The sequence below is a fragment of the Cellvibrio sp. UBA7661 genome, assembly GCA_002483365.1.
In the GTDB taxonomy this organism is placed as follows: domain Bacteria; phylum Pseudomonadota; class Gammaproteobacteria; order Pseudomonadales; family Cellvibrionaceae; genus Cellvibrio.
This window is the reverse complement of sequence record DLHT01000005.1, coordinates 310,416-326,080: the sequence shown is the minus strand read 5'-3', so window position 1 is coordinate 326,080 and position 15,665 is coordinate 310,416. Positions and strand designations below refer to the sequence as shown.

Annotated in this window: 14 protein-coding genes; all 14 read left to right on the top strand. The window is 47.4% G+C overall.

Annotated elements, in window-relative coordinates:
• Positions 1-9 precede the first annotated feature (9 nt).
• The 14 genes from B2739_RS03950 (at position 10) to bdpA (ending at position 15,481) form a co-directional block, all read left to right on the top strand.
• The gene (locus B2739_RS03950; protein WP_331344570.1) at positions 10-372 is read left to right on the top strand and encodes a response regulator; all 363 of its coding nucleotides are present in this window, start codon (positions 10-12) and stop codon (positions 370-372) included.
• Positions 373-400: 28 nt separating this feature from the next.
• Positions 401-706: an STAS domain-containing protein gene (locus B2739_RS03945; protein WP_331344569.1), complete on the top strand. Its 306-nt coding sequence runs from the start codon at positions 401-403 to the stop codon at positions 704-706.
• A gap of 11 nt (positions 707-717) precedes the next feature.
• Entirely contained in the window at positions 718-2,928 is a 2,211-nt protein-coding gene (locus B2739_RS03940) for a chemotaxis protein CheA (RefSeq protein WP_331344568.1), read from the top strand.
• Positions 2,928-3,437 (top strand): chemotaxis protein CheW, encoded by a 510-nt coding sequence (locus B2739_RS03935; RefSeq protein ID WP_331344567.1) that lies wholly within the window; start codon positions 2,928-2,930, stop codon positions 3,435-3,437. The genes B2739_RS03940 and B2739_RS03935 overlap by 1 nt, the downstream gene beginning before the upstream one ends.
• Positions 3,438-3,478: 41 nt before the next feature.
• Complete coding sequence (locus tag B2739_RS03930; protein ID WP_331344566.1) at positions 3,479-5,152, top strand: methyl-accepting chemotaxis protein; 1,674 nt, start codon at positions 3,479-3,481, stop codon at positions 5,150-5,152.
• A 63-nt stretch (positions 5,153-5,215) separates the two neighbouring features.
• Positions 5,216-6,856, top strand: a complete 1,641-nt coding sequence (locus B2739_RS03925) for a methyl-accepting chemotaxis protein (RefSeq protein ID WP_331344565.1) — start codon at positions 5,216-5,218, stop codon at positions 6,854-6,856.
• 35 nt (positions 6,857-6,891) lie between these two features.
• Entirely contained in the window at positions 6,892-8,397 is a 1,506-nt protein-coding gene (locus B2739_RS03920) for a methyl-accepting chemotaxis protein (protein ID WP_331344564.1), read from the top strand.
• Between the two features lie 76 nt (positions 8,398-8,473).
• Positions 8,474-9,304, top strand: a complete 831-nt coding sequence (locus tag B2739_RS03915) for a CheR family methyltransferase (protein ID WP_331344563.1) — start codon at positions 8,474-8,476, stop codon at positions 9,302-9,304.
• Positions 9,305-9,309: 5 nt separating this feature from the next.
• Positions 9,310-9,813, top strand: a complete 504-nt coding sequence (locus B2739_RS03910) for a chemotaxis protein CheD (protein ID WP_331344562.1) — start codon at positions 9,310-9,312, stop codon at positions 9,811-9,813.
• Positions 9,814-9,945: 132 nt separating this feature from the next.
• On the top strand, positions 9,946-10,998 hold the full coding sequence (locus B2739_RS03905) for a chemotaxis response regulator protein-glutamate methylesterase (RefSeq protein WP_331344561.1): 1,053 nt from the start codon (positions 9,946-9,948) through the stop codon (positions 10,996-10,998).
• Positions 10,995-12,221, top strand: a complete 1,227-nt coding sequence (locus B2739_RS03900; RefSeq protein ID WP_331344560.1) for an EAL domain-containing response regulator — start codon at positions 10,995-10,997, stop codon at positions 12,219-12,221. Before B2739_RS03905 ends, B2739_RS03900 begins: the two co-directional genes overlap by 4 nt.
• Positions 12,222-12,537: 316 nt before the next feature.
• Positions 12,538-12,945: a VOC family protein gene (locus tag B2739_RS03895; RefSeq protein ID WP_331344559.1), complete on the top strand. Its 408-nt coding sequence runs from the start codon at positions 12,538-12,540 to the stop codon at positions 12,943-12,945.
• Between the two features lie 75 nt (positions 12,946-13,020).
• Positions 13,021-13,932 (top strand): hypothetical protein, encoded by a 912-nt coding sequence (locus B2739_RS03890; protein WP_331344558.1) that lies wholly within the window; start codon positions 13,021-13,023, stop codon positions 13,930-13,932.
• 31 nt (positions 13,933-13,963) lie between these two features.
• On the top strand, positions 13,964-15,481 hold the full coding sequence (gene bdpA / locus B2739_RS03885; protein ID WP_331344557.1) for a BAR domain-like protein A BdpA: 1,518 nt from the start codon (positions 13,964-13,966) through the stop codon (positions 15,479-15,481).
• The last annotated feature ends 184 nt before the right edge of the window (positions 15,482-15,665 follow it).

The window sequence follows — 15,665 nt, the reverse complement described above, 5'->3', positions numbered from 1 at the left end:
GAGTAATGAATGTCCAAAGTAATTCTTGTAGTTGATGACTCTGCCAGTGTTCGGCAAGTAGTCGGTATCGCATTGCGCGGTGCGGGATACACCGTTGTTGAAGCCTGCGATGGGAAGGATGCATTGACCAAGTTAGATGGCCAAAAAATTAATCTGGTGATCTCCGATGTGAACATGCCCAACATGGATGGGATCACCTTTTTAAAAGAAATGAAAGCCAAAGCAAATTACAAATTTACACCAGTCATTATGTTAACCACCGAAGGTGCGGATGAGAAAAAACGTGAAGGCCAAGCTGCGGGTGCTAAAGCCTGGATTGTAAAACCGTTTCGTCCTGAGCAAATGCTGCAAGCAGTTTCCATGCTGATCTAACTGGAATTATTTTTTACAGGAAAAGGCTATGAATATTTCGCGCAAAAAAAGCAAGGACACATCAACCCTGGTATTTGAAGGGGATTTTACGATCTATTACGTTGCCCAAGTGAAGGATGAAATCTTTGCCGATTACGAAAAACTGGCCGATAAAATCGCTTTGAATCTGGAAGGTGTTACCGAGTTGGATACTGCCGGTGTCCAACTTTTATTGTTTATGAAGAAGTTTTTCAATTCAGTGCATCGCTCAGTGTTTATTGCCAAAAGCAACGAGTCAGTTGAGTCAGTGCTGACCGCGCTTGATGTGCAATCCCAATTTGCCATGGAATCATAAGGAATCACACTATGAATCTCGACGGTGCATTACAGACTTTCTTTGCCGAAGCCGAGGATTTACTCAACTCCATGGAGTCGGCACTTTTGCGTCTGGATGATGGCGATCATGACATGGAAACCATCAATGAAATTTTCCGCGCGGCGCACACGATCAAAGGTTCTGCCGGTTTATTCGGCTTGAATGACATTGTGAGTTTTACGCACATTGTGGAAAACGTATTGGATCGTGCGCGCGATGAAAAAATTACCATCAGTGGTGATCTGCTCAGTATTTTGCTGCCGTGCCGCGATCACATTGCCACGCTCGTCGAGCATGCAATGCATGGAAGTGAAAACGATGAAGAGTGTCTGGCGCATGGCAATGCACTGTTAGATTCATTAACGCCATGGTTGGAATCCAAACCGGCAACTACTGAACCTGTTGCGATGCCCGCTGCAAAAGCACCGGCTACCTTAGCCAATAACGCTGCGCTACAAAGTGGAAACCATAATCGTGAGGCATGGCATATTTCTGTGCGTCTGGGTGCGGATTTGTTGCGCAATGGTATGGACCCCTTGTCGATCATGCGCTTTTTAGGTTCGCTGGGTGAGATTACACATATCACCACACTGACTGATCACTTGCCCGAATTTAATGAGTTTGATCCGGAACAATTGTACCTGGGTTTTGAAATCACCTTGGTCAGCGATGCTACGCAACAGCAAATTGAAGATGCCTTCATGTTTGTGCGCGAAGAGTCCCAGATCATAATTATTCCGCCGCGCAGCAATATCGAAGCCTACGTTAATTTGATCAAATCCCTGCCGGAAAATACCCAGCGGCTCGGTGAGATTTTGGTAAAAAGCCATGCGATAACCTATCAAGAGCTGGAAGCTGCGTTAGCGACTCAAAAACAACAAGCCAAATCAACCGGTGCGGTGGGCATGTTGGGCGACATCCTGATTGAGGAGCAAGCAGTCGCGCCTGAAATTGTGCATGCCGCGCTCGATAAGCAAAAGAAAATCGCCGAGAAAAAAACCAGTTCTGAAAACCGTTTTATTCGCGTTGATGCAGAGCGTCTTGATACCTTGATCAATCTTATTGGTGAATTGGTTATCAACCGTCAACGCGTTGATCTGCTTGCATCAAAATTAGGTAATGCCACGCTGATTGAGGCTGTGACCTCGATGGGGAATTTCACCGAAGCGATCCGCGATGCAGCATTGACTCTGCGCATGGTTCCTATTGGCGATACTTTCCAAAAATTCAAACGCGTTGTGCGCGATACCGCTAAAGCCATCGGCAAAGAAATTGAGTTGGAAATTGAAGGGGCGGAAACGGAATTGGACCGCTCGATGGTAGAGAAACTCAATGACCCCCTCATGCACATTGTGCGCAATGCAATGGATCACGGCATTGAGTCTGTCGCTGTGCGTGAATCGCGCGGCAAATCGGGTACGGGCACCATCAAACTGACTGCACGTCATGATGCAGGCAATATTGTAATTGGCATCCATGATGATGGTGGCGGCCTTGATGTGGAAAAAATTCGCAAAAAAGCCATTAACAATGGAATCCTGGAAGAGGGCGTTCATTTATCCCGTCAGGAATTATTCCAGTTAATTTTCCATCCAGGGCTCTCAACTGCAGAACAGGTGACAAATTTGTCCGGCCGCGGTGTGGGTATGGATGTCGTCAAGCGCAATATTGAAGAGCTGCAGGGCGGCATTGAAATTGAAAGTGAACTGACAGTGGGAACCAGTTTTAGCATCCGTTTGCCGCTGACACTGGCGATCATTGACGGTTTCCATGTAACCGCAGGGCACATCGATTTTATTGTTCCGCAAAATACGATTCTTGAATGCGTTGATCTGGATTCACTCATGCATGTGAAAGGTCAGAACTGCGTAAATTTACGTGGTGAACAGGTGCCTTATATCCGCTTGCGTGAAATTTTCTCATTGCAATCCAAGGACCATTCGCGTGAAAAAATTGTTGTGGTGCAGTTTGGTGAAAAGCGTGCGGGCATAGTGGTGGATGATTTGCACGGTGAAATACAAACCGTAGTAAAACCGATGGGGCCTATTTTTCAGGCGCTCAAAGGAATTGGTGGGTCAAGTCTGTTAGGTACAGGTGCTGTTGCGTTGATTTTGGATATCCAACAGTTAATCGGGTTTGCGATTAATCGCGAACATTTACGCAATAATGCCTTTGCAGTAAATGTGCAGGAGCAAGAATAATGAATCAGCTAAGTAAACAAAAAAAGAGCCATGTTGTTGAAGTGATCAAGCAATATCTCACCTTCCGGATAGGCAATGAAAACTATGGTTTGGAATTGTCGCAAACCCGCGAAATTATCGAGTACAGCGGAATCACTGAAGTGCCTTTAATGCCTAATTTTTTGCGCGGCGTGATTAATTTGCGGGGGGAAGTGGTCCCTGTAATTGATCTGGCGGTTCGCCTTGGGCGAAAACCGATCGAAGTCCAAAAGCGCACGTGCATCATTGTAGTAGAGCTGCAAAGCAATGAACAAAATCATGTGCTGGGTTTGTTGGCAGATTCGGTCAGCGAAGTGATTGAAATGAATGATGAAAACATCGAGGACGCACCATCATTCGGTGCGAATATCCGCGCTGATTTTATTCAGGGCATTGCCAAACGAGAGGATGAATTTGTGGTGTTGCTGGATGCAAATAATGCACTTTCCATCCGTGAGTTGGCGCATTTGGTTGAGGCTCAGCTGCAGTAATCATTATTAAAATAAAACTCAATATTTTTGAGGGAATAGATATGCTCAGTGGCCTCACCTTGAAAGCCAAAATTTTATTACTTAGCAGCTTGATTGTAGTGGGGCTGTCTACACTCGGACTTACCGCTTACTTACAAATTCACTCATTTAATACTGTGGTGCACGATACCGCTATCCACAGTAAACGACGTTCGGAAATTTTGGTGGAAATCCAATCCGCAGCGATTAATTTTAAAACCCAGGTACAGGAATGGAAAAATATCCTGATTCGTGGCAATAACGCCGATCAATTCACTCGATATGTGGATGGTTTTATTACAGCTGAATCTGTAGTGCAAAAACATCTTGCCGCAGCAATGGCTTTACAACAACAAGAAGGTATTGCTGTTGATGCGTTGGAGCAGCTGCAAAAAGAACACGCAAAATTAGGCAAAAATTACCGTGAAGCGCTCGGCAGCTTTAATCAGGAAAATCCCGAAGCAGGGAAAATCGTCGATAAATTAGTGAGTGGTATGGATCGCGAAGCCAGCCGCCAAATGCAAGAGCTGGCTGACAAAACAACCGGTGAGTTTGATCAATTTCTGATTGAGTCGGATATTAAAACCGGAAAAATTTATAGCCATACTGTGCGTTTGCTGCTGATTATCTGTATCAGTGCCTCGGTCATTATCATTACGGTGATGGTATTTATCTTTCGCGATATGTTTAAAGCCCTGGGCGGAGAGCCTGCTTATACTGCAGATGTAGTGTCACAGGTAGCCGAAGGTTATCTCAATGTGGATATTCAATTGAAGCAAGGAGACCAGCATTCGCTGCTCGCCAGCGTGGAAAATATGCGCAAACAATTGGCTGAAATTATTAGCGATGTACGCAGCTCTGCCGATTCGCTCTCCTCTGCGTCAGAAGAAGTTAATGCTACCGCGCAGTCGCTTGCCAAGGGCGCATCGGTTCAGGCGGCAAGTGTTGAAGAGACGTCCGCCTCAATGGAGCAAATGTCGGCATCTATTTCCCAAAACAGTGAGAACGCCAGAATTACCGATGGTATGGCACAGCAAGCTGCACGCGATGCTTCAACCGGTGGTGAAGCTGTTATGAATACAGTGGAGGCGATGCAAAAAATTGCCGAGCGCATTGGTGTAATTGATGACATTGCCTACCAAACCAATTTACTAGCCTTGAATGCTGCAATCGAGGCGGGCCGCGCAGGTGAGCATGGTCGCGGATTTGCGGTGGTCGCTTTGGAAGTGCGTAAGCTTGCGGAGCGCAGCCAAGTTGCCGCGCAAGAAATTGGCTCGCTCGCAAGTGATACCGTCAAACGTGCGGAACAAGCGGGCAACATGCTTAAAGATATGGTGCCTGCTATTCGCAAAACCGCCGATCTGGTACAGGAAATCTCTGCTGCATCATCAGAGCAAAATGCAGGGGTCTCGCAAATTAACGCTGCCATAGGCCAAGTGAGTCAAACGCTGCAACAAAACGCGGCGGCATCAGAAGAGCTGAGCTCTACTTCAGAAGAAATGAGTGCGCAAGCCATTCGCCTGCAAGAGTCTATGACTTATTTCAAGTTGGGGCAGGGCAGTGCGAATAACCCCATCAAGCCCACTGCGAAAAAAAATCCACCACCGGCTGGGGTTAAACCTGGCAAGCCTGCGCAGGTTAAGAAAGCCCACGCTAATGATGATGACCTTGACAAAAATTTTGTACGTTATAGCTAATAAATACCACCTGATATGAAGATCAGGCTTTGATGTTTAATGGATTTTTACCGGAGTAATGAAATGACCGTTGCCAAGAAAATGGTGCTGTTGGTAGTAACAGCGTTGCTGGGAATTATTGTGTTGGCGGGCGCTGCCCAAATTCAAATCAATAAAGTATTTGAAGAGACGAATTACACGAATGAAAATGTTGTTCCCAGTATGCATTTGCTGGGGCTTATCCAGAACAACGTATACCGTGCCCGTATCCGTCTTAACCGCTATATCGTTAACACAGATAAGTCACAATCACAAAAACTTGAAGCAAGTTTGAATGACGTTATTGCAGAGGCAAAAGAGGGCTTTAAAAAATATGAATCCATGATTGCAAATGACAAAGACCTCGCATTATTAGAAGCAAGTGTGGATGCCTTTGATCGTTTTGTAGCACATATCCCTGCGATTATTGCTGCATCAGAGAAGGAGCAGTTTGATCTCGCGCGGGAGTTGTTAGAAAAGACAACGCCCGATGCTATGGCGGCATCTGCCGCTATAGATAATCAATCTGCGTACAACATGGATATCGCTGAAGACGCAAAAAACACCGCGTTAGCCAGTAAAGCCCAGGCAACATTTTATTCTGTAGTGATTTCGGTTATTACCTTAATTGTTATTGCGGTAATTGGATTTTTTATTGCCCGTAACTTGCTACGTCAATTGGGTGGTGAGCCGGATTACGCGGCGGCAGTGGTCGCTAAAATAGCGGCGGGCGATTTAACCCAGGAGGTGGCTGTTAAACAGGGCGATACCACCAGCATGTTGGCGGCTATTCGCGAAATGTCGAATACCTTGTCGCAAGTATTGGGTGAAGTTCGCGGCTCGGCAGATGCATTGGCGTCGGCCTCGGAAGAGGTGAATGCAACAGCGCAATCGCTGGCCAAAGGCGCTTCAGTACAAGCAGCAAGCGTTGAAGAAACTTCGGCATCAATGGAAGAGATGTCTGCCTCCATTATGCAAAATAATGAAAACGCCAGTATTACCGATGGCATGGCCCAGAAAGCTGCTGCCGATGCGATGACAGGTGGCAATGCGGTTGCCAGCACGGTAGAAGCGATGCAAAAAATTGCAGACCGTATTAGTGTGATTGACGATATTGCTTACCAGACTAATTTGCTTGCACTGAATGCGGCGATTGAAGCCGGGCGTGCGGGAGAACATGGTCGCGGTTTTGCAGTAGTGGCTTCAGAAGTTCGTAAGTTGGCTGAGCGTAGTCAGGTTGCTGCACAGGAAATTGGTTCGCTCGCCGGAGAGACTGTGAGCAAGGCAGACAATGCGGGCAAACTGTTGCAGGAAATGGTTCCTTCTATTCGTAAAACGGCTGATTTAGTTCAAGAAATTTCGGCAGCATCCACTGAACAAACGGCGGGTGTTAACCAAATTAATGCAGCCATCGGCCAGGTGAGCCAAACCATGCAGCAAAATGCCGCCGCTGCGGAAGAGTTGAGTTCTACCTCTGAGGAGCTCAGTTCACAAGCTATGCGCTTACAAGATGCTGTGAGTTATTTTGTGTTGGCCAAATCGGATAACAGAGTGATCGCGCCTCGCGCTTCCCAAAAAAGCAGTGGAAATTTTTCGCCTTCTGCTCCTTCTCCTTCGCGCAATAAATCGCAGAAGAAAATCAGTAGTGATGATGATCTCGATAAAGACTTTGTTCGTTACTCATAAATTGTTGATCAACTATGGCTTACAAGGGATGACCGATGCAGCTCACACTTCGATTCAAAATTTTATCCCTGGCTGGAGCCGGTTTGGCTTCAGCAATTCTGATTGGTGTGGTTGGGCTTGTTGGTCATCTAAAGATGGATGCTATCAATACTGAAAAGGAAATTATAAGTCATGCACTGCAAAATCATGTCGATGGAGACATGATGCATGATGCGATTCGGGCCGATGTGTTGAGTGCAAATTTGTATGCGATTAAACAAGATCAGGCTCTCATTAAAGAAAGTGAAGAAAACTTACGGGAGCATGCCGATCGCTTCCGGATGAATTTAAGTAACAATTTTAATTTGTCTCTTTCGCCTGATCTCATGGTGTTGCTGAAAGAGATTAGTCCCGCGTTGGAAAATTACATTTCAACTGCAGAAATAATTGTTCATACCTTTGGTGAAAATCTGGAGCGGGGCGAAAACCAGCTGCCTGAATTCCAGAAAGCATTTGCTGTACTGGAAACCGAGCAAGAAGTATTGACGAAAAAACTGGAAGCAATACTGGAGGCAAAAAGCGCCGATGTAACGCGTGTCGGCGACTATGTCACTAACATTCAGTTAGGCGCACTTGTGCTAATTACCGCAGCGCTTTTCCTATATGCCTGCTGGGTCTTTGTCAGCATCATGCGTGATGTGGGTGGCGAACCTGCGTATGCGGCAGCAGTACTGACAAAAATTGCAGCGGGTGATCTAACCCAGAGTGTTAATGTTAAAGCTGGCGATACTACAAGCATGCTTGCTGTTGTGCGCAGAATGGCTACTACACTCTCGCAAGTATTAGGTGACGTGCGCTCTTCTTCCGATGCCCTGGCATCTGCTTCAGAAGAGGTGACCGCTACAGCGCAATCTTTGGCGAAAGGCGCATCAGTTCAAGCCGCTAGCGTGGAAGAAACCTCGGCCTCTATGGATCAAATGCTTGCCTCAATTACCCAAAATAACCAAAACGCTATGGTTACCGATGGTATGGCACAAAAGGCGGCGAATAATGCTGTATCGGGCGGTACGGCGGTAGAAGGTACTGTAGAGGCAATGCACAAAATTGCTGAGCGAATCAGTGTGATTGATGACATTGCTTACCAAACGAATCTTTTAGCGCTCAATGCTGCAATTGAAGCCGGACGTGCGGGTGAACATGGCCGTGGTTTTGCGGTAGTGGCATCAGAGGTTAGGAAATTGGCGGAGCGTAGTCAGGTGGCTGCAAAAGAAATTGGTAGTCTTGCCAGTGAGACTGTCAACCAGGCTGGCCACGCTAGACAATTACTTCAGGAAATGGTGCCCTCAATCCGCAAAACAGCAGATTTGGTGCAGGAAATTTCTGTTGCGTCAGCAGAGCAGGCGTCAGGCGTTAACCAAATTAATGCCGCCATTGGGCAGGTGAGCCAAACCATGCAACAAAATGCAGCAGCTGCGGAAGAGTTGAGCTCTACCTCGGAAGAGTTGAGTTCGCAGGCGATTCAATTACAAGAGTCTATCGGCTATTTCAAATTGGCTGGATAGTCACGCCGTACAACAAGCAGTGCCAAAGAGCCTATAACGTTTGACTCAGTTTGATTACAACGATAAGTGAGTGTGAATGACCATTATGGAAATGGAAAGCGCAGCATCTGTCCCTACGGATAAAGAGTTTCAACTGTTTCAAGAGTTGATTCAGGAAAAGCTGGGCATTTTTTTGCCCATGCAAAAAAAAGCGCTGTTAAGCAATCGCTTATGGAAACGCTTACAGGCGTGCCAGGTAAAAGGTTTTAGTGATTACTATCGCTTTATTTTAAGCCCGCAAGGCAAGGGCGAATTAAATACAGCGCTGGAACTGATTACCACGAATGAAACTTATTTTTTTCGCGAACAAAAACACTTTGATTACTTGCAGGAGGTTATTCTTCCCAAGTATCGCCCCGGGGCAAACTTTCGTGTGTGGAGTGCTGCTTCATCAACAGGAGAGGAACCCTACAGTATTGCGATGGTGTTAAAGGATCGCTGCCAGTGCGATTGGGAATTGCTGTGTTCTGATGTAAACCGTTCGGTAGTTGAGCAGGCCAAGATCGGGATTTACCCGGAGATGCGTGTGAAAAATATCCCACAAGATTATTTACGACGTTACTGCCGCAAAGGCATTGGCCCGCAACAGGGAAATGTCCGGGTGGTGGCAGAATTGCGCGAATCGGTGCAGTTTTTCACATTGAACTTACATGAAAATTTTCCTGACATTGGCAAGTTTGATTTGATTTTTTTACGCAATGTGCTGATTTATTTTGAAAATGACAACAAAACAAAAATACTGGAGCGGATCGCGGATAAGTTAAAACCGGGCGGTATTCTGTTTGTTGGCCACTCGGAAAGTTTGCATGGTATTAGCTCTCGTTTTATCCCGCTCAAGCCAGCTATTTACCAATTAGCAGGGCGGTAGTCGTTATGGCAGTTGTACCCATCGTCAAGCCACTCCATAGCATACATCCCGGGGAGTGGTACTTCGGTGTGGAGTATGAGCGGTTGCACACAGTGTTAGGTTCTTGCGTCGCGCTCACCGCTTGGCATCCCACCTTGAAGGTTGGCGGCATGTGCCATTATCTTCTGGCCAATGAGCCTGCGTCTAAAGCAGATGCACGACGTAAATCATTGTCCGCAGGGGATTGCCGTTATGCCGTCCATGCGTTGGAGCAAATGAAAAAATCGATGCAGGCTTACGGCAATATGAATGAATTCCAACTGGGGATTTTTGGTGGCGGCGATATGTTTCCCTACCGAACCGCGACCTCAATTGGCTTTGACAATATTGCCTATGCCCGGCAGTGGTTGATGCGCGAAAAACTGCAACCAACCCATGTTGATGTTGGCGGAACTATTTCCCGCTCCTTGATGTTGGTTATATCGACGGGTGATATTCAATTAAAACATTATGCAATGAACCCGCCTTGAACATTGAAATAACATGCCGATGAACAATACTTGTTAAGTCACTGGTTCGTACACTAATACACTGGCCGACGTCATAACCACACTGATATGAGTGATAACGGATCGGGTACTTTTTGGGAAATTTGAGCAATTATGACAATTGATGTTCTGGTAGTGGATGATTCAGCCGTTGTACGCCAGGTTCTCAGTGGTGTACTGAATGAAGCACCTGACATTAATGTCTACGCTACGGCATCCGATCCTATTTTTGCGCAACAACAAATGCAAAAAAAATGGCCGGATGTCATTTTGCTGGACATCGAAATGCCGCGTATGGATGGCCTGACATTTTTGCGCCATCTGATGCACGAAAGGCCGACGCCGGTAATTATTTGTTCGTCGCTCGCTGAAAAAGGCGCAGAGCTGACCTTGCAGGCGCTGTCCGCCGGCGCGATTGATGTGATTACAAAGCCGCAATTGGGTGTAAAAGATTTTTTGTTGGAAGCGAAACATTTGCTGTGGCAAACCGTGCGTGGTGCTGCCGGTGCCCATGTGTCGCGCCGGGCAAGCATGGGAGTTGATGCTAAAAAATCTGCACCGGTCATGCCAGCGGCGGCCGATCTGGTCAGCATGACAGCGACAACCGATAGCATCATCGTGATTGGCACCTCTACAGGCGGTACGCAAGCGCTGGAGGAGATTCTCAGCAAAATTCCGCGCACCTGCCCCGGCATCGCTGTTGTACAACATATGCCGGAAAAATTTACCGCCGCGTTTGCCAAACGTCTTGATAGTTTGTGTGAGGTGGATGTGAAAGAAGCCGAGAGCGGGGATCGTTTGATTCCTGGCCGGGTGTTAATCGCGCCTGGCGGACATCACCTTGAGGTTCAGCGCTCGGGGGCGCAATACATCGCCAAGGTGTTCCGCGGTCCGAGCGTGAATCGCCACTGCCCATCGGTTGATGTGCTGTTCCGCTCTGCTGCCCGCGCTGCCGGACGCAATGCAATGGGAATCATCATGACCGGTATGGGCGATGATGGCGCCCGCGGCTTATTGGAAATGCGGCAAGTGGGATGCAGAACTATTGCGCAGGATGAACAGTCCTGCATTGTGTTTGGTATGCCTAAAGAGGCGATTAACTTGGGGGCTGCCAAAGAGGTAATGCCGTTATCCCAAATTCCTGCCGTACTGGGAGGCAAGGCATGAAGTCGGTAATTTCCGAACTGAGCGTACTGGTGACAGATGACAGCCTCACCCAGCGCCAATATGCAAAAGGGCTTTGTAGCGAATTGGGCGTGAAAGATTTGCACGATGCCGCCAATGGTGTGGATGCGCTGAATGTGTTGGAGTCGCGCGGGGTTGATGTCGTTCTGGTTGATCTTGAAATGCCGATTATGGATGGGGTTGAACTCATTCGTTCAATGGCGCAGAAAAAGCTGGCCAGCAGCGTGATCATTCTCAGTGCCAAAGACCCGATCCTGATTGCCAGTGTGGGCACCATGGCAGAGGCCGATGGTTTACACGTATTAGGCACTTTCCAAAAACCCCTCCTGCCGGATGCGCTGGAGTGCAGCCTGTTGCGCTTTCTCCAGGACACCAAAAACAAAGCGGCCGAACCCCACGTGCAGCAAGAGAATGAAGTGACTGCGGTTGAGTTGGGTGAGGCGCTTGCCAATAACGAGCTGACCTTGGCATTCCAGCCGAAACTGACAGTGCAAGGTCTGATGCTCAAAGGGGTAGAGGCCTTGGCGCGTTGGCGTCATCCACAAAAAGGGGTGATTTCTCCGGGGGTATTTATCCCTTTGGCCGAGCGTCACGGCATGATCGATATGCTGACACGGCATCTGCTACAAGTTGCGTTCCAACATAAGCGCACCTGGCAAAATTATGGGTTGCGCTTCAATCTTGCGTTCAACCTTTCGCCTTTGTCACTGGCCGATTCCGACATGGTGGAATGGTTGTGCAAAATGGCCGAAGACCACGGTATTGCGCCCTCGGAAATTACCTTTGAAATTACCGAAAATGCCCTGTTGGGGGAGCTGGCCAGTGCGATCCAGACCTTGGCACGTTTGCGCCTGAAAGGGTTCCATATTGCTATCGATGATTACGGCACTGGCTTTGCCAATGCGCAGCAGTTATCGCGCGTACCTGCGACGGAATTAAAGATCGACCGCTCCCTGGTTCATCGCGCGGCTGCCCGTCCCCAGCAGCGCACCATTCTTGCCAGCACGGTGGATTTGGCCAAAAACCTGAACCTCACCACGGTGGCAGAAGGGGTGGAAACAGATGAGGATTACCGGATCATTGCCGAGCTGGGTGTGGATCTGGTGCAAGGGTATTACTTCTCCAAGCCACTATTCCCCGATGATTTGCTGGTGTGGATAAAATCCGGTTTGAGCCAGTTGCGCCGCCAGCATGAGAAGCATTAGATGATTTGCCATGTGTATGTGGCCCGGGTGATGCGTATAGCAACCGCAGAATAAGCGGCCATCCGGGTTACTGAAAACCCACCCCTGAAAAATCCCGCCCTGGCGGGATTTTTTTATAGTGCAATCAGACGTGCAGGTTACGGGTGCCGCAGAAGCCATTCATTTTGGATACAGCTCCCGCGCGCCACCATAACCGCCATCTGCATGTCAGGAAGCAGTTGCAGGAAGCTCAAGTTACGCAAAAGGCATCGTCTTTTAAGGGGTGGACGTTATACTTGGGCTCCGGTTTCCGTGTGCATCCACAGGGCACTTATTTATGGCAGCGGCTTCACCCGTTTTACAAGCAGTTCATCATGTTGCACTGATTTGTTCGGACTACCAGACGTCCAGGAATTTCTACGTCAATGTTTTAGGCTTGGTGGTGGTGGCAGAAAATTATCGCGCTGCCCGCGATTCGTGGAAACTGGATTTGGCATTACCGGATGGCTCGCAGTTGGAGTTATTTTCATTTCCCAATCCACCTGCGCGACCATCGCGACCGGAAGCCTGTGGCTTGCGCCATTTGGCATTTGTGGTGCGTGATCTGGATGCCTATGTCGTTTGGTTAGAATCTAATGGTGTTGCCGTAGAGGCCATCCGGGTGGATGAATTTACCCACAAACGGTTTACTTTTTTTCAAGATCCCGATGGATTGCCGTTGGAATTGTATGAATTGCCTGAGTAGTTTTTCTTTTCACTTTTTTTGCTGCGAGAGATAAAAACGGTGCTTACTACAAAATGGTTTATCCGGTGCGTATGCGTGCTTTCTGCTGTACTTTTTTCCACATTAGGCAGCACCTTGGTGCATGCACGGGAATTGGCCATTGCATTTGAAAATACACTGCAACCCTCCAGCTCATTGGATGCAATGGCCCGTTCACAAATGCTGGTGCGCAATTTGGCAACTGCAGGTGTACCCCAAGCGATGTTCTTGATTAAAACCAAAGGCATTGACCAAAAAGATAAAGCGCGCCTTTCACTTTATAGTGACAAAGGACATCTGTTGGTAAATGCCGGGCACGGGCACGGCTTGGTAACCAAAAGCGATCTTTATGCCTATGAAATTGGCATACTCAAAGCCAACCGTATTTTGCGCTCCTATCGCGGTTACAAAAAGCATGTGTATTTCTCTTACTTGCATGAATATGGCGACGCCAATATCCAACAGGGTCTCGCTAATTTTTTGCAAGAGCGAGGTTATCGCCCTGCATTTGCCAATCCCAATCCACTGCGTGGTGTAGACCAATATCTGGATGAGTTGTACCAGAAAAAAATCCGCAGTAATCGCGCAGTCAATATGGCTGCACTTGAAAAAGCGTATGTGGATCTGATCAGTACATCGCTCGTACAGGAAGATGCATTAGCATTTAATCTTTTGGGTTATTCCCCCAAGCAAATATTAGTATTACAGGAAAATGATTTGGCTGCGTATTTTATTGTGGCGCTGGTCGATCAATTAATTGCACAGGGGTGGAAAATTATTCCCCCTGAAACGGTTTTTAATGATCCCATTGCCAACCCTGTTGCGGCAAATCGCTGGGGTGCCAATGGGTATATGAATTCAATTACCCGTTTGGCAGATGAGCGCGTTGCTTATTGGCGGGTATTAGGGGATCGCAAAGCGCGAGTGGATGCTTTTTTACACAGTAACGTGCCCGGTTTTATTGAATAAATTTTTTGCTTACACAAGGTTGCGGATATATATGTTCAAATCAACAGCAAAATTATGGGTGTTGTGTGTGGCCAGTGCTCTTGCTATGCAAGCCGGCGCGCAACAAAAATCAGTCATTTTTAAAAATGGTTTTGATAGCGATACCGATTTGAAAAAATGGGCGCTGATCTATGGCACCAAAGCCGTTGCCGAACAGGCACGCACAGGCACAGGTGCATTATTGGTGGAAGAGGGCGAGGCATCGGTGCGCTCGCGGGTGAACTTGAATGAGCAGGGCACGCTGGAGTTTTGGATAAAAACCTCATCGCCCGCAACGCAGTACACCATTAACGTGTTGGTGGCTACCAACCAGAATATTGACAGCGGTTGGATGCAGGTCGGGCAAATTAAAGGCAGCAATGACTCAACGGAATATCATGCCAAACGTATTTCGATTGATGATCCGGGCAAAAAATATTTGCGCCTGGATTTTGAAGTGACCAACGGGCAAGTATGGATTGATGATTTAAGCGTAGAAAAAATCCTGCTTGATACTGCGCTGCAAAAAAATCAGGAAAAAGTGATTGCCGAAGTATTGGGCAAATTACGTGATGACAAAAATTATCAGGTGCAGGCAGATGCATTGCGCACTCTGGGTAAAAATTATGCAGCACAGATTGATGTGCAGCGTCAGTACCTTGAATACGCTAACGGTATCTATTCCAGCGTGACGCTGGTATTGGCAACATCCGAGCGCGGCAAAATGGCGAACCCGCTCGGTTACCACACGTTTAAAGGGATTGTCAGTGATGTACGTATGGTGGCATCACCTATTCAAAAATCGCGCATGGAATCTTTACTGAAACCTTTGGGTGATATTGCGACTGCAAGCCTGAACGTGATGACCCAGGGCGCCTATCAGGCGTTTGCCGAGCCATTCAAAACCATTGTCGCCACCACATTTGATCGCGTGTCGTATGAAAATGCGGGTATTGATCGCAAAGCGCGCAAATTTGCAGAAGCCAATGGGTTGAAAACCTTTGCCAAGGCCGAAGGCTTTTTAGGCGAGGTGGAAAAAGAATTAAACATGGTTGTCGCTTTGGATAAAGACCTGATGGACATCCAGCGCGAGGTCGATAAATTCCGCAAGGATCTGGATAAACATTTAAAAGAATCGCTGATTGCCGGTGGTATGGGGCGCGGCCAGGAAAACTACAACCGTGTTCTGAGCAAGGATGAAACAATTCGCACGGCAGCGTTGCAAGAAATTAATAATTATTTTCTCTTGCAGGCCGAAAGTTATCAGAACCATTCCAGTTCCAATACAGAGTTTGTACAGTTCATGATGAAGGCGACGGGCACGATGGAAGAAACCCAGGTGTTTAAAGAACGATTTAATCAAATTGCATCATCAGTCATTACTTTTTACGATAAATTTGATCGCTCTGTAGCCAAAGAACAAAACCCTTTTACAAGCGAGACTGACCGCGCGCTCTGGGAATCCCATGCGGTTAAAGTCCGCACGTATATCCAGGAATCCAAGGCAGCCTTTGCCAAGGCTTATATGTAGTATTTCGATAACTGTTATCGATTAATGGTTGTATATTTTATCCAAGGCACCTGATGTATTTGCACGGGTGCCTTTTTTATTGGCCAATTGTATTGATCAGTATCGGGTAGTTCTACTCATCGTCCATCTCGCCTGGGAGCTAGGAATAGCCCGGTTAACCGGCTATGCTTCAGTGATCAAAATA